The following is a 25691-nucleotide window of genomic DNA, read 5'->3' as shown; positions in this document are numbered from 1 at the left end:
ACGACGACCATGCCGGCATGGCACGACGTGACCGCATCTGCTTCCGACCGTGCCGAAGCACTCCTGACCGAGCTCACGCTCGAGGAGAAGATCGCCCAGTTGTTCGGCGTCTGGGTCGGAGCGTCCACCGAGGGCGGAGACGTTGCACCCCATCAGAACGACATGGACGACGTCATCGACCTCGACGCTCTCCTGCCGAACGGGCTCGGCCAGTTGACTCGGCCATTCGGCTCGGCTCCGGTCGACCCGGCACTCGGAGCGCTGTCCCTCCTCCGCAGCCAGCGTCGGATCGCAGCATCCAACCGGTTCGGCATCCCGGCTGTCGCGCACGAAGAATGCCTCGCCGGCTTCGCCACCTGGGGGGCGACCGCCTATCCGGTGCCCCTCGCCTGGGGGGCCTCGTTCAACCCGGGGCTCATCGAGCGGATGTCGCGCCGCATCGGTTCCGACATGCGCTCGGTCGGCATCCACCAGGGCCTCGCCCCGGTGCTCGACGTCGTGCGGGATGCCCGTTGGGGTCGCGTGGAGGAGACGATCGGGGAGGACCCGTACCTCATCGGCACCATGGGAACGGCGTACGTCCGTGGCCTGGAGTCCGCAGGGATCGTCGCAACGCTCAAGCACTTCGTCGGATACTCGGCGTCGAAGGCCGGCCGCAATCTCGCGCCGGTGTCGGTCGGGCCGCGTGAACTCGCCGATGTCCTGCTCGTCCCGTTCGAGATGGTCATGAGGGAGGGCAAGCCGCGTTCGGTCATGCACTCCTATACCGACATGGACGGTGTGCCATCGGCGGCGGACGAGTCGCTGCTCACCGGAGTCCTGCGCGACGCCTGGGGTTTCGACGGCACGGTCGTGGCCGACTACTTCGGGATCGCCTTCCTGAAAATGCTGCACGGCGTCGCAGGGTCGTGGGGCGAGGCCGCCGCTCTCGCGCTCACTGCGGGCGTTGACGTCGAATTGCCGACCGTGAAGACTTTCGGCGCACCGCTGGCTGAAGCGGTCCGGTCGGGCGAGCTGCCCGAGTCGGTCGTCGATCGCGCGCTCCGGCGCGTGCTGCGCCAGAAGGTCGAACTGGGGCTGCTCGATCCGGACTGGGATGCGACCCCCGAAGCGTTGCGGGACGTCGACGTGGACACGGCGGACGGCATCCGCGGCACCATCGACCTGGACAACGCCGGCAATCGGGCGGTCGCCCGCGAGATCGCCGAGCAATCCATCGTGCTGGTGAGCAATGACGGGACCCTTCCGCTCGCCGCTCCCCGCCGGATCGCCGTCGTCGGTCCGACGACCGACGACCCCTTCGCCGTACTCGGCTGCTACTCGTTCCCCGCGCATGTCGGCGTGCAGCATCCCGACACGCCCCTCGGCATCGAACTGCCGACACTGTTGGCCAGCCTCCGCATCGAGTTTCCCGACGCTGACATCGAGTACGTGCCAGGCACGACGATCGACGGAGGAGAGACCGCCGGGATCGCAGCAGCCGTGGAGGCTGCAACGCAGGCCGACGTCGTCATCGTCGCCCTCGGTGACCGGGCCGGGCTTTTCGGCCGCGGTACGAGCGGTGAGGGGTGCGATGTCGAGTCGCTCCGTCTACCCGGAGCCCAGCAGGACCTTCTCGACGCCGTGCTGGCGACATCGACTCCTGCAGTCGTCACGCTGCTCGCCGGACGACCGTACGCGCTCGGATCCGCTGTCACGGGCGCCGGTGCGATCGTGCAGGCGTTCTTCGCAGGAGAAGAAGGAACCGGAGCACTCGCCGGCATCCTCTCCGGCCGGGTCAATCCGAGCGGACGCCTGCCCGTCAGCATCCCGGCCTCGGAGGGAACGCAACCGTCCACCTATCTGGCCGCTCCCCTTGCGCGCTCCAACGACGTGTCCAGCATCGACCCGACCGCAGCCTTCGCGTTCGGGCACGGGATGGGCTACACGACCTTCGACTGGAGTGCCGGCCAGCACGGACCGAACACGGTCGGAGTCGACGGCACGGCGACCCTCGGCCTCCGTCTCAGCAATACCGGGGACCGCTCCGGGACGGAGACAGTCCAGGTCTACGTCCACGATCCGGTCGCGTCAGTGGTGCGCCCGGTGCAGCGTCTCGTCGGATTCCAGCGCGTCGACCTGAACCCGGGCGAATCCGTCGAACTCTCGGTACACGTCCCCGCAGATGTCACCAGCTTCACCGGCAGGAACGGCCAGCGGGTCGTGGAACCGGGGGAGATCGTCCTTGCTCTCGGGGCATCGAGTACCGATCTGCGGATCACGCACTCGGTGCAGCTCGCCGGTGAAGCCCGCGTCGTCGGCTTCGACCGGGCCTTCCACCCGAGCTTCACCGAGATTGCACGCAGCGCCTCATGAGTGTCGATCACCGCCGGGGAACCATGCAGATCAGGGTGCTGGACGCCGTCGGCGACCCTGTGCGCAACGCACATGTCACCGTGGAACAGCAGAGTCACGAGTTCGCCTTCGGCAACATCGGTTTCGACTTCATCCCGCTGGCCAATGGTGAGACCGCGCAGGACACCGCGGCGGAGCCCGTTCCCGGCGGGGCGCAGCTCGACGGCCTGCCGGAGCTCGGGACGATGTGGCTGGACGTCTTCAACACTGCGACCCTTCCGTTCTACTGGCGGGGATTCGAGCCGACCCGCGGCAGGCCCGACACTCAAAGGCTGCTGCGGGCCGCCTCGTGGTTCGCTGGGCACGGCGTGACGGTGAAGGGGCACCCGCTGACCTGGCACACACTCTCGCCCGAGTGGCTCACCGGTCTACCGGTCGCGGAGATCGAGCGGTTGCAACGCGAGAGGATCCGACGCGAGGTCACCGACTTCTCAGGGGTGATCGACACGTGGGACGCCATCAACGAGGTCGTGATCATGCCCGTCTTCACCGCAGAGGACAACGGCATCACCCGGCTCGCGCAGAGCATCGGCCGCGTGCCCATGATCCAGCTCGCGTTCGAGGAAGCTCGCGCCGCCAACCCGTCGGCAACTCTCGTCCTGAATGACTTCGACCTGTCGACGGACTACGAAGCCCTGATCGAGGGCGTGCTCGAAGCAGGGATCGCCGTAGACGCGATCGGCCTGCAGACGCACATGCATCAGGGGTACTGGGGAGAAGAGACCATGCTCGCGATGGTCGACCGGTTCGCCCGCTTCGGGCTGCCCCTCCATCTGACGGAGACCACGTTGCTGTCGGGGGACCTCATGCCACCGGAGATCGTCGACCTCAACGACTATCAGATCCCCTCCTGGCCATCGACACCCGATGGAGAGGCCAGGCAGGCCGATGAGATCGTCCGTCACTATCGTTCACTCGTGGGTCACCCGGCGGTGCACGCCATCACGTACTGGGGGTTCACCGACGACGGAGCATGGCTCGGCGCACCGGGCGGAATGGTCCGTGCCGACGGCACGCCGAAACCCTCGTTCCATGCACTGCGGTCGCTGATCAAGGACGAATGGTGGCTGCCTCGCACATCGATGCGCACGAATCTTGACGGACAGGTGTCGATCGCAGGGTTCTTCGGTGATTACGTGATCACGCGCGACGGGCGGAGCGCCCCCGTCTCGCTCTCCCGGGGGCGTGAGACGGACGCGATCCGATTGTGCTGACGCCGATCGTCGCGCCAACCGGACCGCAACCACCTGCACCCGGCAACTCGTCACACGGCCCGGAACGCGGCCGACCTCGTCATTCCTCGGACCGGTGGTGGGTCCGGGCGATCCTCGCACCGCCCCTACGTCCTGCGAGGTGTTGTGCATGGAGGCGATGACGGCGATGGAGGAACGCTTCGCTCAGGAGGAGCGATGCCGAGCAGTTCCTTGCTCCACACCAGGGCCAAGGCCCCGGGCATGTCGCCGTTCGGGGGCCCGGGCTCTGAGGGAAGAGTTTCCTCAGACGTAATGATGGACAGGATCATGTTGTGACCGATGCCCGTATCAGTATTGAACGTTCAGCGATCGTTGCACCCCTGAACCGCAGGATCTTCGGGTCGTTCGTCGAGCACCTCGGCCGGTGTGTGTACGGCGGTATTCACGAGCCCGATCATCCCACCGCCAATGAGGACGGGTTCCGGCTCGACGTGGTCGAGCTCGTCAAGGAGCTCGGATCGACCACCATCCGTTACCCGGGTGGCAACTTCGTGTCGGGTTACCGCTGGGAAGACGGTGTGGGACCACGCGATCAACGCCCGGTACGCCGCGACCTCGCCTGGCATGCTCTGGAGTCGAACCACGTAGGAATCGACGAGTTCGCTCGCTGGTGCAAACTCACCGGCTCGGAGTTGATGATGGCGGTGAATCTCGGGACTCGTGGGATCGACAGTGCCCTTGACCTCCTGGAGTACGCCAACCATCCAGCAGGAACGGCACTGAGCGACCAACGCATCGCCAACGGCGCTGTGGAGCCCTACGACATACGCATGTGGTGTCTGGGAAACGAGATGGACGGACCGTGGCAGACCGGATACATGAGCGCCGACGCTTACGGCCAGATCGCTGCCCGGACCGCACAGGCCATGAAAGCGGCGGACAAGACCCTGGAACTCGTGGCCTGTGGATCCTCCGGGTCCTCGATGCCCACCTTTGGCGACTGGGAGCGCATCGTGCTCGAACACGCCTATGAACATGTGGACTACATCTCCTGTCACGCGTACTACCAGGAGCGCGGTGGTGACCTCGATTCCTACCTCGCCTCGTCCTTGGACATGGAGTACTTCATCCGAGCCGTCGTCGCCGCCGCTGACCACGTCAAACACAAGGTGCGCAGCGACAAGACCATCAACCTGTCCTTCGACGAGTGGAATATCTGGTATCTCGACGAGCATCAAGCGTCCGGACAGGTCGATGACCAGTGGACCTATGCGCCCCGCCAGCTCGAGGACGTGTACTCCGTCGCTGACGCCGTCGTGCTCGGCAACCTCCTGATCACCCTGCTCAAGAACCACGACAGGGTCACCTCTGCGTCGCTGGCACAACTCGTCAACGTCATCGCGCCGATCAGGACCGAGCCAGGTGGTGCTGCATGGCGTCAGAGTACGTTCTTCCCTTTCTCGGTCACGGCACGCCTGGCCCGAGGCCAGATCCTTCGCCCGATCATCGAGGTGGCCACCTACGAGACTTCCGCCTACGGCCCTGCCCCTCTCGTCGACGCCGTTGCAACAATCGATGGGGAGGCCGGCTCGTCTGCAGTGTTCCTCGTGAACCGCAGTCGAACCGAATCGATCGACGTCTCGATCGACGTCTCCGATCTGGGAGCCACCACGATCACCGAGGCACTCACCCTGCACGATGACGACGTCTACGCGAAGAACACGTTCGAGGACCAGAACCGGGTCGGCCTCGCACCACTCGGGAGCGTCGCTCTCAGCGAAGGGACGCTCACCCTGATCCTTCCGCCTGTGTCCTGGTCCGCCATCAGCCTCAGGTAGCTCTCCGGTCCTGACGCTCACCACGTCAGGGATGCCGTGTGACTAAGGCCTGAGTCCCGGATTCGAGGCTGGATGCACCGGCACACATATTCGTACGAAGGATCTACCCCTCATGACTCACGTCAGTGCCGACCGACCCGCGCAAGGGTATCTGCCCCGAGAGGAGGCCTGCATGGTCACCACCGTCACGATACGACTCGACGATGAACTGCGAGATCGAATTGCAGAAGCAGCGCGGCTGCACGATGTGACGCTCAGTCGTTACATTCGGGACCGACTCGCCGAGAATATGCAGTTCGAAGTACGAGAGGGCGCAGTGGGTGATGGGTCGGACCTGGACGTCGACAACCCTGACCTATCACCCTTCGAGCGCAGGATGCTCGTTCAGGCGCACCGGTTGATTCTGGCAGCGAAGGGAGACCTCGGAGAGGCCTACTACAACAAGGACGATGAGGTCCAAGCGATCCAGATTCTGGAAAGCGGATTCGTCGGGGACTATTCGGCGGAGTTCGCTGGGATAGTCACTCCGATGTCTCACGCGGAATGTGAGCTCGTCTGGGACATCTTCGACATGTTCCGGGTCATCGGAGCCAGTGCCAGAGCCCTCGACGGGGGGTGGCAGCACATCGGGGTGGACGAGCGCTACGGCACGTTCCGTGGTTTCGACGGAAACCATCCACTCGAGAGTCGCATGCTCGGCTACGCCAGATACCTCGTGAAGCACGACCGATGGACCGAACAAGCTGATGTGGTCCTGGCGGAGGGCGGGGTCTCGCCTACCGAGATGCTGCCGACCTACAGATCCATGCTGCGGGCCTTCAAACCTCTCTGGAGCCAGGTAGTGAGAGACGGCACGCGCTGGCACTTGTCAGAAGAGCAGATCAGGCAGGTCCTGGAGACCGTCCCGGATGAGCGGGGTTGATGGATGGATGGCGACATCGCGGACGTGAGCATCCCGAGCGCGGGTCCGGAGGAGCGGCCGGGGTGACTCCTTCGTCTCGGTCAGGGCCTTCCACGTTTGCCACCGGCGATCTGCTGATGACCGACCAGTGGAAGCTTCTGACTGCTACGTGTGATGCGGATGACTGCAGGTGGGCCGTTTCCCGTCGTCAAAGATCTTGCTGTGATCGGGAAACCGGGCAGCTCGTTCGCTGCCTATGGTGAGGGCGAAATTCTTGCTCGATTCTCTTGATGAAAGGAACTACCAGCCTCATGATGTCCACAGACAAGCCCGCCCTGCGGGTCGGTATGGTCGGCTATGCCTTCATGGGAGCGATGCACTCCCATGCCTGGCGCACCGCGCCCCGCTTCTTCGACCTGCCTCTTCACCCCGAGCTCGCCGTCCTCGCAGGTCGGGACGGACGTGCCGTGAAGGCCGCGGCCGGGAAGATGGGATGGGCGGACACCGAGATGGATTGGCGGGCCCTGGTGGATCGTGATGACGTCGACCTGATCGATATCTGCACCCCCGGGGATACGCATGCGGAGATCGCGATCGCGGCGTTGGAAGCCGGCAAGCACGTGCTCTGCGAGAAGCCGCTGGCGAACTCGGTCGAGGAGGCGGAGCGCATGGCGGCGGCAGCGCAGGCCGCCGCGGCGAAGGGTGTCTTCGCGATGTGCGGGTTCTCCTATCGCCGCACTCCGGCTCTCGCCCTCGCCCGGCGGCTCGTCGGGCAGGGGAGGATCGGGACCATCCGGCACATCCGCGCCCAGTACCTCCAGGACTGGCTGTCGGATGAGACTGCGCCGATGACCTGGCGCCTGGACAGGAGCAGGTCTGGTTCGGGCGCGCTGGGGGACATCGGAGCGCACAGCATCGATGCCGCGCAGTACGTCTCAGGCCTGCGAGTCACGGGGGTCTCCGGTCTCCTCAACACGTTCGTGAACGAGCGCCCACTCGGCGGGACCCTCGTGGGCCTGGGCGGTCAGGGCGCCAGTGACGGGGACACCGGAACAGTCACGGTCGACGACGCCGCCGTCTTCAGCGCGCGCTTCGACTCAGGGGCTATCGGGGTGTTCGAGGCCACGCGCTTCGCGCTCGGCAGGAAGAACTCGATGAGGCTCGAAGTCAACGGCAGCCTCGGTTCGCTCGCCTTCGACTTCGAGAACATGAACTCACTGGAGTTCTACGACGGCACTCAGCCCGCCGAGACCTCGGGCTTCAGCACCATCAATGTCACCGAACCCGTGCACCCCTACACCGGGAACTGGTGGCCGGCCGGGCATGGCCTCGGCTACGAGCACGGGTTCACGCACCAGGTCGTGGACCTGGTGCAGGCGATCGCCGACGGCGTGGCGCCTTCGCCGTCCTTCGACGAGGCCCTTGGGGTCCAGAAGGTCCTGCACGCCATCGAGCGAAGCGCAGCGAACGACTCGGGGTGGCAGCATGTCTGAGGCTGCCCCGGCCGGTATCGGACCGCGCCCCGTCACCCTCCTGTGGAACCCGATCTTCCGCATGCTCGACTCGATCGGCTACGAAGGCCACACCAGCATCGAGTGGGAGGACGCCGGGATGGACCGGCTCATCGGCGCCCCACGAGCGTTGGCGCTCCTCCGAGAGACGGCACGCCCAGCCCCGTCTGCTGCCGCCGTCGACGCCGCTTTCCCGGTGCGGCACGCGAGCACCCCTGACGTATCCGAGCACGCCTCCACGAAAGAAGGATCATGACCATGAAGAAAGCACTCGTCGTCCGCGGAGGGTGGGACGGTCACCAGCCCGTTGAGGCTACGGACCGTTTCATCCCGTTCCTCCGCGAGAACGGGTACACCGTCCGGGTCGAGGGATCGCCGAAGATCTACGCGGATGCGGACTACCTGTCGACCGTGGACCTGATCCTCCAGTGCACCACGATGAACACCATCGAGAAGGACGAGTTCATCGGGCTGCGGGCCGCCATCGAAGCGGGGACCGGGCTCGCGGGATGGCACGGCGGCATCGCCGATTCCTACCGCAACGAGTCGGACTACCTCCATCTCATCGGGGGGCAGTTCGCGTGCCATCCGGGCAAGCATCCGGACGAGAGGATCGGCGAGCAGTCCGACAACTACGTGCCCTATCGGGTCACCGTGCTGCCGGCTGCGGCGGACCATCCGATCATGCAGGGGATCGGGGACTTCGACCTCGTCACGGAGCAGTACTGGGTCCTGGCGGACGACTACATCGACGTGCTCGCGACCACGACCCAGGCGGTCCGTGACTGGGACCCGTGGAACCGTCCCGTGACGTCTCCGGCCGTCTGGACCCGGCAGTGGGGCGAGGGACGCATCTTCGTCTCGACGCCCGGTCACCGCGTCGAGATCCTCGATGATCCGAACGTCCGAACCATCATCGAAAGGGGTTTGCTGTGGGCGAGCCGTTGAACGTCGGAATCATCGGCTGCGGAGCGATCGTGGCCCAGTACCTGAAGACCCTGCCGTCGCTGGAATCGGTGAATCTGAGGGCGGTGGCGGATCTCGACTTCAGCCGCGCGGAAGCCGTCGCCGCATCGCAGGAGGGCGTGCGGGCGCTGACGGTGGACGAGCTCCTGGCCGACCCCGGGATCGACACGGTCCTGAACCTCACGATCCCTGCCGCCCACGCAGAAGTGGCTTCCCGAGCCATCGCTGCCGGCAAGAACGTCTACGGCGAAAAGCCCCTCGCTGCGAGCACGGATGAAGCACGGGAGGTGCTCGCCCTGGCCACCGAAGCCGGAGTGCGCATCGGGTGTGCGCCCGACACCGTGCTCGGGACAGGCATCCAGACAGCCCGCGATGCCATCGACAGCGGCATGATCGGCCGCCCGATCTCGGCCTCGGCCACGATGATGGCACCGGGCCACGAACGGTGGCACCCCAACCCCGACTTCTACTACGTCCCCGGCGGCGGGCCCCTGCTGGACATGGGCCCGTACTACGTCACCGCGCTCGTCACCCTGCTGGGGCCGGTCACGTCCGTCATCGGTGCGGCCAGCCACACGCGGAAGGAGCGGACCATCGAATCCGGTCCGCGCGCGGGGCAGACCGTACCCGTCTCCATCGACACGCACGTTACCGGCGTCCTCGTCCACGAGTCCGGAGCTCTGTCCACCTTGGTCATGAGTTTCGATGCGGTACGAACACGGGCTTCCAATATCGAGATTCACGGGGAGCTGGCCAGCCTCACCGTTCCTGATCCGAATTATTTCGACGGCGAGGTGTCCATCTGCAACCTCGGGAACGGGGATCAGGACGGGTGGACGGTGCTTCCCGTCAGCGCGGGATACACCGGTGCGGGCAGGGGGTACGGGCTCGCCGACATGGCATCAACGCCGAACGGCGAGCAGCACAGGGCGAACGGCAACCTCGCCTACCACGTACTCGACGTCATGGAATCGCTGCTGACTTCTACCTCCAGCGGGAGGGCCGAGACGATACGGAGCACGGTGGTCAGACCCCCTCTGGTGCCGCTGACCTCCCTGTGAGGGACGGTTGCCCCTGGGTCGACGACGGGAGAGGCCGTCTCCTGGAATCTCTCTGACCGCAGTTCCGCAGAACGTCCTCCGCCTCGGGCAGCACCGAATCTGCTCACTGACTCGAGGTTTCCTCGGAAGGCCACTGATTGCCCTGCGTCCCATCCGGTCCGCGATAGCTGGATGGGTGCTCGACCGGTCGTGCGAAGCACACGCCGGTCGAGGAGAAGGGCCTGGTTGCAGTGAGTGGCTGCAACCAGGCTCCTCTCGCCGCGACTCGTGACGTGTGTCATCTCGATGGGCCGGGGCGACCCACGTGCCAGTACAGGCTGGTCAGCTCCTTGGACCGTGAACGCCTCGGCCCGGCCATCGATCGAGCCGCGAGGGCGGAGCGGTTGCGAGGACCGCGACCGCATGGGCGGGACCCGCGCCTGCCTCCGGTGCCCACCCCGACATATGATCTGACCATGCCGAACACCTGCTCCGCCCGGGGCTTCCATGCCCAGCCGTCCGTTCCCGCGGGGCGGGGTGGGTCCCTGTGAGCGGCGGTCTCGTCGCGCTGCTCGACGACGTCGCGGCGCTCGCGCGCATCGCCGCAGCCTCGGTGGACGACGTCGCCGCCGGTGCCGGACGTGCCAGCATGAAGGCCGCGGGCGTGGTGATCGACGACGCCGCCGTGACGCCGCAGTACGTGTCCGGCGCCGATCCCTCCCGTGAACTGCCGATGATCAAGCGGATCTTCTGGGGTTCGCTCCGCAACAAGCTGCTGATCATCCTGCCGGCACTGCTGCTGATCAGCGCCTTCATCCCCGGGGTCATCCCGTTCGTCCTGATGCTGGGCGGCACCTACCTCTGCTACGAGGGCGCCGAGAAGGTGTGGCACAAGCTCCGGGGCCACCACGAGGCCAAGGACACCCCCGCCGTCGACCGCGGCCCGGAAGCCGAGGCGAAGGTCACCAAGGGGGCCATCACCACCGACTTCATCCTCTCCTGCGAGATCATGGTCATCTCGCTCAACGAGGTGGCCGCCGAGTCCATCTGGGCGAAGGGGATCATCCTGGTCGTCGTCGCCCTCATCATCACGGTCGCCGTCTACGGGGTGGTCGCGCTGATCGTCAAGATGGACGACATCGGGCTGCACCTGACCACGAAGGATTCCCCTGCCGCTAAGCGCATGGGTGCGCTCCTCGTCAGGGGGATGCCCGCCGTGCTGGCCGGGATCACCCTTGTCGGAACCATCGCCATGCTGTGGGTCGGCGGGCACATCATGCTGCAGGGCGCCTACGACCTCGGGTGGCACCTGCCCTACGACCTCGTGCACACCGTGGAGGAGCCGTTCGTCGGCATCCCCGTCGTCGGCGGGTTCCTCGCCTGGCTCGTGAACACGCTGTGCTCCGCGATCGTCGGTGCCATCTGGGGCTCCGTGGTCATGGCCGTGGTGCACCCGCTCCTGAAGATCCTGCCGTTCGGCAGGAAGGGGGACCACCAGGAGGGTGACCTCCGCGCGGCCGTCGCGGGTCACCGCCCGAAGGGACACGACGGCGCCTGATCGGCACGCGGGTCCCGGCCGTTGCGGGGCATGCGTCGGGGAACGAGGATCAGCAAGCCCGGAGGTCAGTAGCTCGTGGCCGGTCCGGTCCCGTCCGCAGGCCGGACGAAGGCCGCGGCCAGATCCTCCGACCCCCGGGCGAGCAGGGCGACGTCGGCCCCGACGAGGATGAAGCGCGCCCCCGCGTCGAGGTAGTGGTGCGCGGTCGCCGGGGTGAAGGCGTTGACGCCGGCGGGGACATCCGCGCGTCCTGCCGCGGCGAGGCAGTGCTCGACGGCGGCCCGGACCTCGGGGTGTTCCTGCCGGCCGAGCAGGCCCATCGAGGCGGCGAGATCGGACGGTCCCACGAAGATCGCGTCCACGCCGTCGACCGCGAGGATGTCCTCCACGGCGTCGACGGCTGCGGCGGACTCGATCTGGACGGTCACGCTGACCGTGCCGGACGCGGTGGCGAGGTAGTCCGGCACCCTGTTCCAGCGCGCGGCGCGCGCCAGCGCGGATCCGACGCCCCGCACGCCCTCGGGCGGATACCGGGTGGCCGCCACGGCGGCCTCGGCGTCCGCCACGGAGTGCACCATGGGGATCAGCAGGTTCTGCACGCCGAGGTCGAGGTACTGCTTGATCAGCACGGGATCGTTCACGGGCGGTCGCACGAGCACCTGCACGGGGTAGCCGTGGACGGCCTGCAGCTGGGCGAGGATCGATTCGAGCCCGTTCGGGCTGTGCTCGGCGTCGACCAGCAGCCAGTCGAGGCCGGAGCCGGCGCAGATCTCCGCGACCAGCGGGCTGCCGGAGCAGACCCACATCCCGGCGAGCGGACGCTCCGAGGTGGCGAGGGCGTAGGGGAAGGTGGGGCTCAGCGGAAGTGGCACGTCACGGCTCCCAGGGGTCCGTAGTCGGCGTGGATCGTGTCGCCCCTGTCCACCGCGACCGGGCGCGTGAAGGACCCGGCGAGGATGATGTCCCCGGCCTTCAGCCCGTCGCCGTGGGCGGCGATCTTGTTCGCGAGCCAGTGCACGCCGGCAGCGGGATGGTCCAGGACCCCGGCCGCGACACCGGTCTCCTCCACCACCTGGTTCCGGTACAGGAGGGCGGCGACCCATCGGAGGTCGACGGCGTCGGGCCGCACCGGCCGGCCGCCGACCACCATGGCGCCCATCGCCGCGTTGTCGGAGATGGTGTCCACGATCGTGCGGCCCGCCATCTCGATGCGCGAGTCGAGGATCTCCAGGGCGGGCACCACGTAGTCGGTGGCGTTCAGCACGTCGAAGAGGGTGCAGCCGGGCCCGGTGAGATCGTCCTTCAGGACGAATGCGAGCTCCACCTCGACGCGCGGCCCGGTGTAGCGCTCCCACTCGACCGAGCAGCCCGTCTCGAGGACCATGTCGTCGAAGATGGAGCCGTAGTCGGGTTCGGTGATGCCGGTGGCGGCCTGCATGGCGCGCGAGGTCAGGCCGATCTTGCGCCCCACCAGCGTGCGTCCGGCAGCCTCGTTCCGCTGCCGCCACAGGCGCTGGACGGCGTAGGAGTCCTCGACCGTCATGTCCGGGTAGCGCGCGGTCAGGAGGGGGACCGGGGTCCGCGTGCGGCCCGCTTCGAGGAGTTCGTCCGCGATGGCCCGGATCGTCGTCGTGTCCAGCATGGCTACAGCTGCGCCCCGAGCTTGAAGCCCTTCTCGGTGCCCGCGTCGCGGGTGTAGGAGAAGCCGTCGGCGCCGACGGTCACCGCCATCTCGCTCCTGTCCTCGCGGGCCGCGACGGGCTGCGGGTTGCCGTCGAGGTCGAGCACCAGGGACGCCTCGGTGTACCAGGACGGTACGACGGCGTTGCCCCACCAGTCGCGGCGCTGGTTGTCGTGCACGTCCCAGGTGACGGTCGGGTTGTCCGGATCACCCGTGTAGTAGTCCTGCGTGTAGATCTCGATGCGGTGGTCGTCCGGGTCGAGGATGTACAGGTAGAAGGCGTTCGAGACGCCGTGGCGCCCGGGGCCGCGCTCGATGCGGTCGGAGATGCGGAGGGCGCCCATCTTGTCGCAGATCTGGATGATGTTGTGCTTCTCGTGCGTGGCGAAGGCGACGTGGTGCATGCGTGGTCCGTCGCCTCCGGTCAGCGCCGTGTCATGGACCGTCTGCTTGCGGTGCATCCATACCGCGTAGGTGACGCCGTCGGCGTCCTGGATGTCCTCCGAGACGCGGAAGCCGAGGTCCTCGAGGTACGCCCTGCCGCGGGGGACGTCGGGGGTGACCTGGTTGAAGTGGTCCAGCCGGACCAGTTCACCCGCGGAGTACAGGTCGTAGCGCTGCGTCAGCCGTTCCACGTGCTCCACCTCGTAGAAGAACTCGTAGGGGAAGCCGAGGGGGTCCTCGACCCGGACCGAGTCGCCGATGCCCTTCGTGAAGCCGCCGGCACGACGCTCGGTGCGGCAGCCCAGCTCGCGGTAGTACGCCTCCGCGGCATCCACCTCCTCGGGGGACCTCACCCGGTAGGCGAAGGCGGCCACGGCTGCGACCGGTCCCTTGCGGAGCACGAGGTTGTGGTGGATGAACTCCTCGAGCGAGCGCAGGTAGATGGCCTCGTCGTCCTCCTCGGTGACGTGGAGGCCGAGCACGTCGACGTAGAAGGCGCGCGAACGGGCCAGGTCGGTGACCACGATCTCCATGTAGGCGCAGCGCACGATGTCCGGGGCGGGCAGGGCGGTGGTGGGGACGAAATCAGTCATGGTCTTCTCTTCTTCGAGGGAGGGTGGTCGGGAGGGCTGGTCAGCCCTCGTTGGCGGCGGAGGCCGCGATGCTCCCGAACTTCGGTGTGTGGACCGGTCCGAGGGTGATGTGGACGGCCTGCTGATCCGTGTAGAAATCGATGGAGCGGTAACCGCCCTCATGGCCGAGGCCGGAGGATTTCACGCCACCGAAGGGGGTGCGCAGGTCGCGGACGTTGTGGCTGTTGAGCCACACCATGCCCGCCTCGACGTTCTGCGAGAAGGTGTGGGCGCGCGCCAGGTCCCGCGTCCAGACGTAGGCGGCGAGCCCGTACCGGGTGTTGTTCGCGAGCTCGAGCGCCTCGGCGTCGGTGTCGAACGGCGTGATGGCGACGACGGGACCGAAGATCTCCTCCTGGAAGATCCGCGCGTCGGGCGAGACGTCGGCGAACACCGTGGGGGCGATGTAGTTGCCCTCCGGGAGGTGGTCCGGGCGTCCGCCACCGGCGAGGAGGCGGCCTTCGGTCTTCCCGAGCTCCACGTAGGAAGCCACCTTGTCGAAGTGCACCGGGTGGACGAGGGCGCCGACCTCGGTCTTCGGGTCGTGGGGATCACCGACGACGATGGCCTTCGCCCGCGCGGCGTACGCCTCGCAGAACGCGTCGTACACCGGGCGTTCGACGAGGATGCGCGAGCCCGCCGTGCAGCGTTCGCCGTTGAGGGAGAACACGCCGAAGAGCGCGGAGTCGATGGCGGCGTCGAGGTCGGCGTCCGCGAAGACGATGCAGGGGGACTTGCCGCCGAGCTCCATGGAGAGGCCCTTGAGGTTCTCGGCGGCGTTCCGGAAGATGGTCTGCCCGGTGGTGGTCTCGCCCGTGAAGGAGATGAGCGGGACGCCGGGGTGCTTCACCAGCGCGTCCCCCGCTTCCTCGCCGAGGCCGTTCACGAGGTTGAAGACCCCCGCCGGCAGGCCCGCGTCCTCGAAGATCCGCGCCCAGAGGGACGCGGAGAGGGGCGTGAACTCTGCGGGCTTGAGGACCACGGTGTTGCCCGTGGCCAGGGCGGGAGCGAGCTTCCACGACTCCAGCATGAAGGGCGTGTTCCAGGGCGTGATGAGCCCGGCGACGCCGATGGGCTTCCGGTTCACGTAGTTGATCTGCGATCCGGGCACCTTCATGGCGTCGTCGAACTGGGCCACGATGAGATCGGCGAAGAAGCGGAAGTTCTCGGCGGCGCGCAGCGCCTGGCCCTTGGCCTGGGTGATCGGCAGGCCCGTGTCGAAGGTCTCGAGCTCGGCGAGCCGTGACTCCTGGGCCTCCACGGCGTCCGCGATGCGGTTGAGGACGCGGGCGCGCTCGCGCGGCTTCATGCGGGGCCAGGGGCCGTGCAGGAACGCCTCCCGCGCAGCGGCGACAGCGGCGTCCACGTCCTCCGCCTGGCCGGCCGCGGCCGTGGCGTAGGCCCGGTTCGAGACCGGATCCAGCACCTCGAAGGTCTTCCCGCCGATGGAGTCGACGGTCCGTCCACCGATGTAGTGCTGCAGGTGGGTGGGCAGGTCCTCGGGCACGAAGTGCCGGGAGTCGGCGGCAGGGGTGTCTGCAGGGGGCGTCATGGTGCGGGTCCTAACTGTTGTCCGCGCCGGTCCGGGCGAGGTAGGCGTCGAGGGTGGCACTGCGGTGGAGGCGGGCGGCGCGTTCGATCACGTCTGCGCCGGCCCCGGAGCCGATGAGGTCAAGGAGGGCGTCGTGCTCCGTGACGGACTCGCTCGCGCGGCCGGGCACGAAGCGGAAGGTCGAGGAGCGCATGGAGGCGAGGCGGGTCCAGCCCCGGTGCACCAGGTCCAGCAGGTGCGGATTGGGGCAGTGCTCGAACAGGACGCTGTGGAAGTCCTGGTTCAGCCGGGTGAACCTGACGGGGTCGAAGTCCTGCAGGCAGGCCCGCATCTCGCTGTTGACGGCCCGTGCGCGATCAAGGCCCGCGGGACCGATCAGCGGTGCGGACAGCGCCGTGGCGGCGCCCTCCACGATGCTCAGCGTCTGCATCGTGTAGAGGTATTCGGTGGGATCGATCCCGGCGACGGTGGCGCCGATGTTGCGCTGGAACGTCACGAGCCCCTCGGCCTCGAGGCGGCGGATGGCTTCCCGGACGGGCACCACGCTCACCCCGAGGTCGTGGGCGAGGCGCGCCAGCACCAGCCGGTGTCCGGGGGAGTACGTGCCGTCCGAGATGCGGGCCTTGACCGCGGAGTACGCCTGCTCGGACTTGCTCGCCATGAGCGCCGGTTCAGTCATGCGGGGCCCCGGCGTCCTGCTGCTCGTAGCGCGCCCGCCAGGCGGCGTTCATCGGGTAGAGGCCGTCCACGCCGTGGCCCTCGCGCACCATGGCCGCGATGAACTCCTCCTCCCGCTCCTGCGCGAGGGCGTCGTCGACCACCTCCTCCGCGAGGGACGGCGGGATGACGAGGATGCCGTCGGAGTCGGCGACGATGATGTCGCCGGGCTGCACCGTGGTGCCACCGCAGGCGATGGTCACGTCGGTGTCCCAGGGGATGTGGCGCCGCCCGAGGACAGCAGGGTGGGGGTTGGCGTAGTAGGTGGGGATGTCGAGGGCCGCTACGGTCGCGAAGTCCCGGACGCCGCCGTCGGTGATGATGGCCGCGGCTCCACGGACCTGTGCGCGGAGGGCGAGGATGTCGCCGATGGTTCCGGTTCCCTTCTCCCCGCGCGCCTCCATGACGAGGATCTCGCCCGCGCCGACCGAGTCGACGGCCCGCTTCTGCGCGTTGAATCCACCGCCGTGGGCGGCGAACAGGTCCTCGCGGTTGGGGACGTAGCGCAGGGTGCGGGCGAGGCCGACGACGCGACGGTCCGGGCGGGTGGCCTGCAGCCCGTCGATGCTCACGTTGTCCAGGCCGCGCCTGCGCAGCTGGGAGGACAGGGTGGCGGTGGCGACACGCTCGAGCTTCGTCCGCAGTGCTGCGGGGAGTGCGCTGGCTGCGGGAGCGAGGCCGGCGGCTTCCGCGGAACCGTAGGCCTCCTCGCGCTGGACGTCGTCGGCCTTCGGCTGCGCGCCGTAGGCGGCGAGCGGCGTGGTTCCCGCGGTGATGTGGGTGGTCAGGCGCCCGGTCGCCGCCGTCCCGTCGACGGTGGAGACCTCGACCTCGACGACGTCGCCCGGCACGGCGACGGAGGCACCGGCGGGAGTGCCGGTGAGGATGATGTCACCCCTCTCGAGCGTCAGCAGCTGGGAGAGATCGGCGATGAGCCGGGCGAAGGGGAAGAGCAGGTACGCGGTGGTGTCGTCCTGCACCACGGTGCCGTTGTGCCAGGTCCTGATGCGCAGTGCCGCCGGGTCCACGTCGCCCGCCCGGAGCAGGCCGGGCCCCACCGGGGTGAAGCCGTCGCCACCCTTGGACCGGAGGTTCGAGCCCTTGTCCGCGTAGCGCAGGTCGTACACGCCCAGGTCGTTGCCCGCCGTCACCCACTCCACATGGCTCCACGCGTCGGCAGGGCCGACGCGGCGCGCCGCGGTCCCGATCACGAGGGCGATCTCGCCCTCGAACGCGAGCAGCTCGCACCCGGCGGGGCGTTCCACCCCGGCGCCCGTCATGGCCAGGGAGGAGGAGGGCTTGAGGAAGTAGGAGGGCTGCTCCGGCGTGCGGCCGCGCTGGGCGGCCCGGCTGGGGTAGTTGATGTGCACGGCGATCACCTTGCCGGCTGCGCGCATCAGGTCCTCGGATACCAGGTCCATGCCCTACTCCCTCGTAGACGATCGGATATGAAATCGTATACGAACGTTAGGGCTATGACCGGGGACACGTCAAGTCCGGATCGACGGGCCGGCGCTCAGGTCGTCGACATGCCCTTGACGTCCGCCAGGGTCGCGACCAGCAGGTCCTGGAACTCCGCGTCGCGGAATCGACGCCACGATCACGGGGGTGATTGTGCGCGCTGTCACACAGGGCTACCATCGCTGGACGAAAGAAGAACATGCCGTTCGATTATCGAACAGAGTCGTCACGATGAAGTGAGGAACCCTTGCAATTCCATCATCACGGGTACGTCTCCGGCGATCCCCGCGTGCACCCTGCGGCAGGTGCCGGCATCGATCGTCCCGAGGATCTGCCGGACGAGGTCGACGTCCTCATCATCGGGACCGGTCCCGCGGGCATGATCACGGCGGCGCAGCTCTCCCAGTTCCCCGGGATCACCACGCGCATCGTCGAGCGCCGTCCGGCTCGGCTCGCCATCGGCCAGGCGGACGGCATCCAGGCCCGTAGCGTGGAGACCTTCCAGGCGTTCGGGTTCGCGCAGCGCATCACGGACGAGGCCTACCGGATCGTGGAGATGGCCTTCTGGAAGCCCGACCCCGAGGACTCCACGCGCATCATCCGCACGGCCCGTCCCGAGGACGATCCGGCCGGTATCAGCGAATTCCCCCATCTGATCGTGAACCAGGCGCGTGTGCTCGACTACTTCGCCGAGTTCATGAGGAACGCGCCCACCCGCCTGGAGCCGGACTACGGTTTCGAGTTCGTGGGCCTCGACGTCGACGACGATCGGGAGTACCCGGTGGAGGTCACCCTCCTCCGAACGGCCGGTGCGGGCGAGGGCTCCACCCGCAGGGTACGGGCCAAGTACGTGGTGGGGTCCGACGGCGCCCGCAGCAGGGTCCGCGCAGCGATCGGCTGCACCCTCGCCGGGGACAGGGCGAACCATGCGTGGGGTGTCATGGACGCCGTCGCCGTCACCGACTTCCCCGACATCCGCCGCAAGTGCGCCATCCAGTCCGGCGAGGGTGGCAGCATCCTGCTGATCCCGCGCGAGGGAGGCCACCTCTTCCGGATGTACGTGGATCTCGGCGAGACCGGACCGGAGGACGACGGCGCCGTCCGTCGCACGACGATCGACCAGATCATCGGCAAGGCCAATGCCATCCTGAGCCCCTACACGCTCGATGTCCGGGACGTGCCCTGGCACAGCGTCTACGAAGTGGGTCATCGCCTCACCGACAGGTTCGACGACGTCCTCCCGGAGGACCGCGGGAGGCGCACTCCGCGGGTCTTCATCACCGGAGATGCCTGCCACACCCACAGCGCCAAGGCCGGCCAGGGCATGAACGTCTCGATGCAGGACGGGTTCAACATCGGCTGGAAGCTGGGCCACGTGCTGGAGGGCCGGAGTCCCGAGGAGCTGCTCGCGACCTACTCCGCCGAGCGCCAGGTCGTCGCGCAGAACCTCATCGACTTCGACAAGCAATGGTCCACCCTCATGGCGAAGCGGCCCGAGGACTTCGCGAGCCCATCGGAACTGGAGGACTTCTACGTCCGCACCGCCGAGTTCCCGGCGGGCTTCATGACGCAGTACCAGCCGTCCCTGCTCGTCGCCGGGGACCAGCACCAGCGCCTCGCCGAGGGCTTCCCGATCGGCAAGCGCTTCAAGTCCGCCCCGGTGGTCCGCGTCTGCGACGGCGTCCCGACCCACCTCGGCCATCACGCCACGGCGGACGGCCGGTGGCGCATCTACGTCTTCGCCGACCCTGCCGAGGCCGGTGCCGCGTCGGGCGTGTCCGCCCTCGCGGACTGGCTCGGTTCCGCGGCAGATTCCCCGCTCGCCGCAACACCCGAAGGCCTCGACGGTGATGCCTGGTTCGATGTGAAGGTCGTCTACCAGCAGGCCCACACGCAGGTGGACATCGGCCGGGTCCCGGTGATGTTCAAGCCCTCCGTCGGGCCGTTCGGCCTGACCGACTACGAGAAGGTGTACGCCACCGACCCCGGTGCCGACATCTTCGAGGAGCGCGGGCTGCACCGGGGCGGCGTCGTCGTGGTCGTCCGCCCGGACCAGTACGTGGCGAACGTCCTGCCCCTGGCCGATACCGGCGGGCTCGCCGCGTTCTTCGCCCCGCTGCTGGCGGCCGCCCCGAGGGTGCAGCGCGGCCGGGCGTTCGCCTGACATGAGCACCGCGGACACCGCGCGGGCGGCCACCTCCGCCCCCGCCTCGCAGACCCTCTCCCGCGGCATCCGCGCGCTGGAGATCCTCGCCGACGCGCCGGACGGCAGGACCACCGCACAGGTCTCCGTGGAGCTGGGGGTGCACCGCTCCATCGCCTACCGGATCCTCCGCACACTGGAGGAGCATTCCCTCGTCATCCGGGACGCGGGCGGGCGGTTCCTGGCCGGTCCCGGTCTCGCGAACCTCGCCCGGGGGGTGGCGCCGCGGCTGCAGACGGCCGCGCTGCCGGAGCTCACCACCCTGGCGGCGGACCTGCGGATGACGGCGTTCGTCGCCGTGTGGGACCGCAGCCACTGCGTCACGCTGGTCGCCGTCGAACCGCCCCACGGGGAGGGGACGATCGTGCAGCGGCCCGGCTCGCGCCATCGATTCGACGCCGGTGCGCCGGGCATCGCCATCCAGTCGGCCCTGACCGAGGCGGAGTGGGACCACCTCGCCCCCGGTCAGCCGTACCGCGAGGAGTCGCGCGCGGCGGCGGTCACGGGGTTCGCGGCGAGCCACGACGAAGTCATCCCCGGGGTCAGTTCCATCGCTGCCCCCATCCTGGTCCGGGGGCAGCTGCCCGCCGCGCTCGCCGTCGTCTACGTCCGTAGCGACTCGTCCGTCGAGGATCTCGGAGCGCGGGTGGCACAGGCTGCCCGTGCCGTCGGGGCGCTCCTCTGATCCGGGGTCCCACCGCGTCCGCGTAACGCGCGTCACAGTCACGTCACTCAGAACCCAGCATTACCGAATGAACGATCGTTCGGTAATGTGTGGGGCACCGACCACCGGCCGAGCTCCCGCTCCCGGGCCGGCGCCGCACGAACACCCGCACCACACACCGGAAGACGAAGGAGTTTTTCATGGCACTGGCACCAGAGCGGCCGCAGTTGGGCACCGACGCCCGCATGAGCTCGCAGGACCGCAGGGTCCTCGCCGGCACGATGGTCGGCACCACGATCGAGTGGTACGACTTCTTCATCTTCGCGCAGGCCGCGGGCATCGTCTTCGCGACCCTCTACTTCGGCCCGCTCGAAGGCGAGAGCCCCGGACTCGCGCAGCTCGTCGCCTGGGCCACCATCGGCATCAGCTTCTTCTTCCGTCCGCTCGGTGCTGTCGTCGCCGGTCGGCTCGGTGACAAGATCGGCCGTAAGGCGATGCTGGTGTTCACCCTCGTCATGATGGGCGGTGCCACCGCCCTCATCGGGTTGCTGCCCACGTACGCGCAGATCGGCATCTGGGCTCCGATCCTGCTGATGCTCCTGCGCATCCTGCAGGGCTTCTCGGCCGGTGGCGAATGGGGTGGCGCGGCCCTCATGGCGGTGGAGCACGCGCCCGTGCACAAGCGTGGCTTCTGGGGCGCGTACCCGCAGATCGGCGTTCCCGTCGGGATGATCCTGGCGACCTTCGTGCTGTTCATGCTCCGTACCTCCCTGTCCCCCGAGGACTTCCTCGCGTGGGGCTGGCGCATCCCGTTCCTGCTGTCCGTGGTCCTGATTGTGGTGGGGTACTTCATCCGGTCCGCCGTCGCCGAGAGCCCCGTCTTCAAGCGCATGATCGAACGCAAGCGCGAGACGGCGACACCCCTGCGGAATCTGCTGCAGACCAATAAGAAGCAGGTCGTCCTCGCCGCGGTGATCTTCATCGGCAACAACGCCGCCGGCTACCTCGTCATCGCGTTCCTCTCCTCCTACGCCCAGCGCGTCCTCGGGATGCCCGCCGCGCCGGTCCTCCTCGCGACGCTCCTGGCAGCCTTCGGCTGGCTCATCTTCACCCTGTACGGCGGCATCCTGTCCGACCGCATCGGACGCGTCCGCACCTTCCAGATCGGCTACGGGCTCATCTTCGTCTGGATGATCCCGCTGTTCCTGCTCATCGACACCCGCAACATCTGGGCCTACGGGATCGGCATCTTCGTCCTCACCATCGGCCTCGGCCTGTCCTACGGGCCCATGTCCGCGATGTACGCCGAGATGTTCCCCGCCAACGTCCGGTACTCGGGCATCGGGATCGGCTACGCCCTCGGGGCGATCCTCGGTGGGGCGTTCGCGCCGCTGATCGCGGAAGCGCTCCTGCGGGAGACCCAGTGGTCGGGTTCCATCAGCCTGTACATCATGGCGCTCTGCATCATCTCCTTCGTCGGCGTGACGCTCGTGAAGGAGACGAAGGGCGCCCCGCTCGAGGCCGGCGAGGAACAGATCGCCGACCGCGCCGCCGACCGCGGCTAGCCGGCCGTCCCCGACAGGCCGGCGCCCGCGTCCACCACCACCACACTGCTGAGGAGCACCATGCACACCACCACCCTGCAGGCCTCGGCGGCCGACCCCTCGACGCTCGACGTCGAGGAGACATGGACGCGCGACCAGGTGGAGTCGGTGCAGCTCGAGCGGCTGCAGTGGACCCTGCGTCACGCCTACGAGAACGTCCCGCTCTACCGGCGCAAGTTCGACGACGCCGGAGTGCATCCCGACGACCTGCGGTCCCTCGCCGATCTGGCCCTGTTCCCCTTCACCACGAAGGAGGACCTCCGGAGCGTCTATCCGTTCGGCATGTTCGCCGTTCCGCAGGCGCAGGTGGCGCGGGTGCATGCGTCATCGGGCACGACGGGGCAGCCCACCGTCGTCGGCTACACCGCCGGTGACCTGGACCGGTGGGCGTCGCTGGTGGCGCGGTCGCTCCGGGCCTCGGGCGTCAAGGCCGGCTGGAAGGTGCACAACGCGTACGGCTACGGACTGTTCACCGGGGGGCTCGGCGCCCACGCGGGTGCCGAGCGCCTCGGTTGCACGGTCATCCCGATCTCCGGCGGGCAGACCGAACGCCAGGTGCAGCTCATCAGGGACTTCGAGCCGGACGCCATCCTGGCGACTCCCACCTACCTGCTGACCATCCTCGACGCCATGGCGGCGGCCGGGACGGATCCGCGGTCGACCTCCCTGAAGACCGCCGTGCTCGGGGCGGAACCCTGGACCGAGGGCATGCGCCAGGAACTCGAGGGCCGCATGGGCTTCGACGCGTGTGACATCTACGGGTTGTCCGAGGTCATGGGCCCGGGGGTGGCGGGGGAGTGCGTGGAGTCCAAGGACGGCTCACACGTCTGGGAGGACCACTTCCGGCCGGAGATCATCGATCCCTTCACGGAGAAGGTGCTCGACGACGGCTCGTCCGGCGAGCTCGTGTTCACCTCGCTCACCAAGGAGGCCCTGCCGATCATCCGCTACCGGACGCACGACCTCACGCGGCTGCTGCCGGGTACGGCCCGCCCGGGGATGCGGCGGATGGAGCGCATCACGGGCCGGAGCGACGACATGGTGATCGTGCGCGGGGTCAATCTGTTCCCCACGCAGGTCGAGGAACTCGCCCTGGCCATCCCGGCGCTCAGCCCGCACTTCCAGCTGGAACTCACCCGGCCCGAGGGCCAGCGGATGGACCAGCTCACCATCAACATCGAGGTGCGCGAGGGCGTCTCGGCGAGCGACGGCGCCGCCGCCGCACAGGAACTGCAGCACCGCATCAAGACCCACATCGGTTCCACGTGTTCGGTCCGGATCGTCGAGCAGGGCTCGCTGGTCCGCTCCAGCGGCAAACTTCGGCGCATCTACGACCTGCGTCCGCGAGGCTGACGGGCGGTCCGGCGGGCCTCACCTCGAGCTGCCGATCGGGCAGCTCAGGGCGATCGGCGGAAGGGTGCCGGTCGGCTGCAGGTCGACCCGCCGGACGTCGCAGGTGCCGCAACGCACATAGTGCACCCGTCCCTCCGACGTCGGGTGCACCGACTCGGTCGCCCAGGCGTGCTCGTGGTGCAAGTGCACCGGGTCGGGGCGGGTGGTGTCCTGGCGCGGGGTGGGTCTCATGTCCTCAGGGTGGTGTAATGCCGTTATGCATCTCAACCCTTACGGTGAATACGCGGTCCTCCTCGCGGCATCACTCGCGGACGACTGGCCTGCGGATCGGGCGGGTATCATCTCCAGGACGCGCGGGTTCGGCATGACCATGGCCTTCCCCTCCGCACGCGATGACCACCCGTCGGTGCGCGGCGTGATCGACGAGTGGCTGGCCGTCGTCGATGCCGACTCGGACGATACCCGGGCTGCGCTGCTGAACCACGTGATGGCCGCAGTGGCCGCATATCCGCGCCTGACCGACCACGACGGCGAGGGCTGGCACCTGCACTACCGGGACGAGGGCCAGGCCCTGCCGAGCGTGCTGCGGGCCGTGATCGGGGTCGGTACCTCGCTGCACCTCGTCACCCGGGGCATGCACCGGCTGGGTCGCTGCGCGGGGGACCCGTGCTCGCGCGTCGTCGTCGACACGACGCGGAACGGCCGGCAACGGTACTGCTCCGTCCGGTGCGCCAACCGGGCAGCAGTGCGTCGGCACCGGAACCGCGCCCCGGGTCGATGACCGCCGGAGCCCGGACCCCGCCCTGAGGTGGTCCTGGCCGGAGCGGTGACCGCGCTGGCCCTGGTGCCCCTACTCATCCGCCCGCTCCCTCCGAGGGCCGGGTGGGAGTCCTGCCGTCGGGCGTCGAGGGGCCTCAGTCGAGGCAGAACTCGTTGCCCTCCACGTCCTGCATGACGAGGCACGCCTCGTCCTCGTCGTCCGCCGGCAGGAGGTGCAGCCGGCGCGCGCCCAGCGGAACCAGCCGGGCTGCCTCGGCCTCCAGCGCGGCGACGCGTTCGTCGCCGCGCAGCCCTGTCCCGACGCGCACGTCCAGATGCATCCGGTTCTTCACCGACTTCGGCTCGGGTACCCGCTGGAAGAAGAGGCGGGGTCCGATCCCGTCCGGGTCCTGGCAGGCCGACATCGAGCCCCGTCGATCCTCGGGCAGGGAGGCATCGAAGGCCTCCCAGGAATCGAAGCCCGGCGGCACGGGTGGGTCCACGTACCCGAGGGCGGCTTTCCAGAACGCCGAGACGGCGCGCGGATCGGCGCAGTCGAAGGTCACCTGTACCTGCTTCACGTCAGCCATCGCACCAGCGTAGGAGCGCGGTGGAGGTGTGTCGACAGGGGTGGGTGACCCGGCCGGCGTCGCGTGCCGCACCGGCACCGCATCGTGGCCCTGGCCGTCACCCTCCGCTACTGCGGAGGTCGAAGGCCCTGTTTGCGCATCCGCGCGATCGACCGGATCGCGTCATCGACGAAGCGCTCGGTCAGGGCGGTGTAGCGGTCGATGTCGGAAGCAGACCAGTCCTCGAGCACTTCACCGATCATCCTGTCACCGAGGGCGTAGACGCCGCGGGCGGCCTTCACTCCTGCCGGCGTCAGGGTGATCAGGGTGGCTCGGCGGTCATCCGGGTCCGTCGACCGCTGGACCAGGCCGTCGGCCTCGAGGCGACCCACGATCTTGCTCACGTACGACGCCCCGACGCCGAGTTCGTCCGCGAGGGCCGTGGGGCGCAGGGAGCCCCATGCCAACAGGAGTCGAAGGGTCTGATGGGAGGGTTGATCCAGGGACTCGCCGCTCTTCGCGAGGATCTGGCCCTGCACGGCCGGGGAGTCCCACAGGAGGATCAGCGCGCTGAGGTTGGCAAGCGAGCAGCGCAGGCTGTCCGGGCCCGATCCCGGTCGCCACCTCCCGACGGCATGAACCGTCGGTCCG

Annotated in this window: 22 protein-coding genes and 1 pseudogene; 14 read left to right on the top strand and 9 right to left on the bottom strand. The window is 68.3% G+C overall.

Annotated features, from left to right (window positions below):
- Window positions 1-9: 9 nt before the first annotated feature.
- The 9 genes and pseudogenes from NVV32_RS15785 to NVV32_RS15745 all read left to right on the top strand — a co-directional run bounded on the left by NVV32_RS15785 (window position 10) and on the right by NVV32_RS15745 (window position 11401).
- Window positions 10-2355, top strand: a complete 2346-nt coding sequence (locus NVV32_RS15785) for a beta-glucosidase family protein (protein ID WP_422392063.1) — start codon at window positions 10-12, stop codon at window positions 2353-2355.
- On the top strand, window positions 2352-3608 hold the full coding sequence (locus NVV32_RS15780; RefSeq protein ID WP_422390790.1) for an endo-1,4-beta-xylanase: 1257 nt from the start codon (window positions 2352-2354) through the stop codon (window positions 3606-3608). Before NVV32_RS15785 ends, NVV32_RS15780 begins: the two co-directional genes overlap by 4 nt.
- A gap of 311 nt (window positions 3609-3919) precedes the next feature.
- Window positions 3920-5425, top strand: a complete 1506-nt coding sequence (locus NVV32_RS15775) for an alpha-N-arabinofuranosidase (protein WP_422390789.1) — start codon at window positions 3920-3922, stop codon at window positions 5423-5425.
- A 172-nt stretch (window positions 5426-5597) separates the two neighbouring features.
- Complete coding sequence (locus tag NVV32_RS15770) at window positions 5598-6347, top strand: YfbU family protein (RefSeq protein WP_422390788.1); 750 nt, start codon at window positions 5598-5600, stop codon at window positions 6345-6347.
- Between the two features lie 293 nt (window positions 6348-6640).
- On the top strand, window positions 6641-7819 hold the full coding sequence (locus NVV32_RS15765; protein ID WP_422392062.1) for a Gfo/Idh/MocA family protein: 1179 nt from the start codon (window positions 6641-6643) through the stop codon (window positions 7817-7819).
- A gap of 43 nt (window positions 7820-7862) precedes the next feature.
- Window positions 7863-8093 (top strand): annotated as a pseudogene (locus NVV32_RS15760) (hypothetical protein); the annotation flags it as partial.
- A complete protein-coding gene (locus tag NVV32_RS15755) occupies window positions 8090-8785 on the top strand; it encodes a ThuA domain-containing protein (protein WP_055766735.1) in 696 nt (231 codons plus the stop codon). The pseudogene NVV32_RS15760 and the gene NVV32_RS15755, both read left to right, overlap by 4 nt.
- Window positions 8770-9864, top strand: coding sequence for a Gfo/Idh/MocA family protein (locus tag NVV32_RS15750; RefSeq protein ID WP_422390787.1), 1095 nt, complete (start codon window positions 8770-8772; stop codon window positions 9862-9864). Before NVV32_RS15755 ends, NVV32_RS15750 begins: the two co-directional genes overlap by 16 nt.
- Window positions 9865-10390: 526 nt before the next feature.
- A complete protein-coding gene (locus tag NVV32_RS15745; protein ID WP_422390786.1) occupies window positions 10391-11401 on the top strand; it encodes a DUF808 domain-containing protein in 1011 nt (336 codons plus the stop codon).
- A gap of 65 nt (window positions 11402-11466) precedes the next feature.
- Here the strand turns inward: NVV32_RS15745 and NVV32_RS15740 are convergent, their stop codons facing one another.
- From NVV32_RS15740 to NVV32_RS15715, 6 genes are read right to left on the bottom strand one after another with little or no spacing between them, the layout of a single operon-like run.
- Window positions 11467-12273, bottom strand: a complete 807-nt coding sequence (locus tag NVV32_RS15740) for an HpcH/HpaI aldolase family protein (protein WP_422390785.1) — start codon at window positions 12271-12273, stop codon at window positions 11467-11469.
- The gene (gene hpaH / locus NVV32_RS15735) at window positions 12258-13043 is read right to left on the bottom strand and encodes a 2-oxo-hept-4-ene-1,7-dioate hydratase (RefSeq protein ID WP_422390784.1); all 786 of its coding nucleotides are present in this window, start codon (window positions 13041-13043) and stop codon (window positions 12258-12260) included. The genes NVV32_RS15740 and hpaH overlap by 16 nt, the downstream gene beginning before the upstream one ends.
- A 2-nt stretch (window positions 13044-13045) precedes the next feature.
- Window positions 13046-14119 carry a 3,4-dihydroxyphenylacetate 2,3-dioxygenase gene (gene hpaD / locus NVV32_RS15730; RefSeq protein WP_422390783.1) on the bottom strand — a complete coding sequence of 358 codons (1074 nt, stop codon included), beginning with the start codon at window positions 14117-14119 and terminating at the stop codon, window positions 13046-13048.
- 40 nt (window positions 14120-14159) lie between these two features.
- Window positions 14160-15710, bottom strand: a complete 1551-nt coding sequence (gene hpaE / locus NVV32_RS15725) for a 5-carboxymethyl-2-hydroxymuconate semialdehyde dehydrogenase (protein WP_422390782.1) — start codon at window positions 15708-15710, stop codon at window positions 14160-14162.
- 10 nt (window positions 15711-15720) lie between these two features.
- Window positions 15721-16389 (bottom strand): GntR family transcriptional regulator, encoded by a 669-nt coding sequence (locus NVV32_RS15720; RefSeq protein ID WP_055766756.1) that lies wholly within the window; start codon window positions 16387-16389, stop codon window positions 15721-15723.
- The gene (locus NVV32_RS15715) at window positions 16382-17848 is read right to left on the bottom strand and encodes a fumarylacetoacetate hydrolase family protein (RefSeq protein WP_422390781.1); all 1467 of its coding nucleotides are present in this window, start codon (window positions 17846-17848) and stop codon (window positions 16382-16384) included. The genes NVV32_RS15720 and NVV32_RS15715 overlap by 8 nt, the downstream gene beginning before the upstream one ends.
- Before the next feature lie 287 nt (window positions 17849-18135).
- Here NVV32_RS15715 and NVV32_RS15710 point away from each other — a divergent pair, with 287 nt between their 5' ends.
- From NVV32_RS15710 to paaK, 4 genes are all read left to right on the top strand, one after another.
- Window positions 18136-20052 carry an FAD-binding monooxygenase gene (locus NVV32_RS15710; protein WP_422390780.1) on the top strand — a complete coding sequence of 639 codons (1917 nt, stop codon included), beginning with the start codon at window positions 18136-18138 and terminating at the stop codon, window positions 20050-20052.
- Window position 20053: 1 nt separating this feature from the next.
- The gene (locus NVV32_RS15705; protein ID WP_422390779.1) at window positions 20054-20776 is read left to right on the top strand and encodes an IclR family transcriptional regulator; all 723 of its coding nucleotides are present in this window, start codon (window positions 20054-20056) and stop codon (window positions 20774-20776) included.
- 179 nt (window positions 20777-20955) lie between these two features.
- Window positions 20956-22320, top strand: coding sequence for an MFS transporter (locus tag NVV32_RS15700; RefSeq protein ID WP_422390778.1), 1365 nt, complete (start codon window positions 20956-20958; stop codon window positions 22318-22320).
- 60 nt (window positions 22321-22380) lie between these two features.
- Window positions 22381-23712 (top strand): phenylacetate--CoA ligase PaaK, encoded by a 1332-nt coding sequence (gene paaK / locus NVV32_RS15695; protein WP_157365715.1) that lies wholly within the window; start codon window positions 22381-22383, stop codon window positions 23710-23712.
- An 18-nt stretch (window positions 23713-23730) separates the two neighbouring features.
- On the opposite strand, the gene NVV32_RS15690 is transcribed toward paaK, so the two are convergent.
- Entirely contained in the window at window positions 23731-23943 is a 213-nt protein-coding gene (locus tag NVV32_RS15690; protein WP_055766770.1) for a hypothetical protein, read from the bottom strand.
- Between the two features lie 25 nt (window positions 23944-23968).
- Between NVV32_RS15690 and NVV32_RS15685 the strand changes: the two genes are divergently transcribed.
- Window positions 23969-24493, top strand: a complete 525-nt coding sequence (locus NVV32_RS15685; protein ID WP_422390777.1) for a CGNR zinc finger domain-containing protein — start codon at window positions 23969-23971, stop codon at window positions 24491-24493.
- Window positions 24494-24626: 133 nt separating this feature from the next.
- On the opposite strand, the gene NVV32_RS15680 is transcribed toward NVV32_RS15685, so the two are convergent.
- Window positions 24627-25061, bottom strand: a complete 435-nt coding sequence (locus NVV32_RS15680; protein WP_422390776.1) for a VOC family protein — start codon at window positions 25059-25061, stop codon at window positions 24627-24629.
- 107 nt (window positions 25062-25168) lie between these two features.
- Entirely contained in the window at window positions 25169-25579 is a 411-nt protein-coding gene (locus NVV32_RS15675; protein WP_422390775.1) for a MarR family winged helix-turn-helix transcriptional regulator, read from the bottom strand.
- Between the last annotated feature and the right edge of the window lie 112 nt (window positions 25580-25691).

Source organism: Arthrobacter sp. N1 (assembly GCF_048288285.1).
Classification (GTDB): domain Bacteria; phylum Actinomycetota; class Actinomycetes; order Actinomycetales; family Micrococcaceae; genus Arthrobacter_D.
This window is presented reverse-complemented; position numbering and strand designations above follow the sequence as displayed.

Bases quoted from the DNA above. Each gene is read 5' to 3' on its own strand.
- NVV32_RS15785 (WP_422392063.1), top strand. From the start codon at position 10: ATGCCGGCATGGCACGACGTGACCGCATCTGCTTCCGACCGTGCCGAA.
- NVV32_RS15780 (WP_422390790.1), top strand. From the start codon at position 2,352: ATGAGTGTCGATCACCGCCGGGGAACCATGCAGATCAGGGTGCTGGAC.
- NVV32_RS15770 (WP_422390788.1), top strand. From the start codon at position 5,598: ATGGTCACCACCGTCACGATACGACTCGACGATGAACTGCGAGATCGA.
- NVV32_RS15765 (WP_422392062.1), top strand. From the start codon at position 6,641: ATGTCCACAGACAAGCCCGCCCTGCGGGTCGGTATGGTCGGCTATGCC.
- NVV32_RS15755 (WP_055766735.1), top strand. From the start codon at position 8,090: ATGACCATGAAGAAAGCACTCGTCGTCCGCGGAGGGTGGGACGGTCAC.
- hpaH (WP_422390784.1), bottom strand. From the start codon at position 13,043: ATGCTGGACACGACGACGATCCGGGCCATCGCGGACGAACTCCTCGAA.
- hpaD (WP_422390783.1), bottom strand. From the start codon at position 14,119: ATGACTGATTTCGTCCCCACCACCGCCCTGCCCGCCCCGGACATCGTG.
- hpaE (WP_422390782.1), bottom strand. From the start codon at position 15,710: ATGACGCCCCCTGCAGACACCCCTGCCGCCGACTCCCGGCACTTCGTG.
- NVV32_RS15720 (WP_055766756.1), bottom strand. From the start codon at position 16,389: ATGACTGAACCGGCGCTCATGGCGAGCAAGTCCGAGCAGGCGTACTCC.
- NVV32_RS15715 (WP_422390781.1), bottom strand. From the start codon at position 17,848: ATGGACCTGGTATCCGAGGACCTGATGCGCGCAGCCGGCAAGGTGATC.
- NVV32_RS15705 (WP_422390779.1), top strand. From the start codon at position 20,054: ATGAGCACCGCGGACACCGCGCGGGCGGCCACCTCCGCCCCCGCCTCG.
- NVV32_RS15700 (WP_422390778.1), top strand. From the start codon at position 20,956: ATGGCACTGGCACCAGAGCGGCCGCAGTTGGGCACCGACGCCCGCATG.
- paaK (WP_157365715.1), top strand. From the start codon at position 22,381: ATGCACACCACCACCCTGCAGGCCTCGGCGGCCGACCCCTCGACGCTC.
- NVV32_RS15690 (WP_055766770.1), bottom strand. From the start codon at position 23,943: ATGAGACCCACCCCGCGCCAGGACACCACCCGCCCCGACCCGGTGCAC.
- NVV32_RS15685 (WP_422390777.1), top strand. From the start codon at position 23,969: ATGCATCTCAACCCTTACGGTGAATACGCGGTCCTCCTCGCGGCATCA.
- NVV32_RS15680 (WP_422390776.1), bottom strand. From the start codon at position 25,061: ATGGCTGACGTGAAGCAGGTACAGGTGACCTTCGACTGCGCCGATCCG.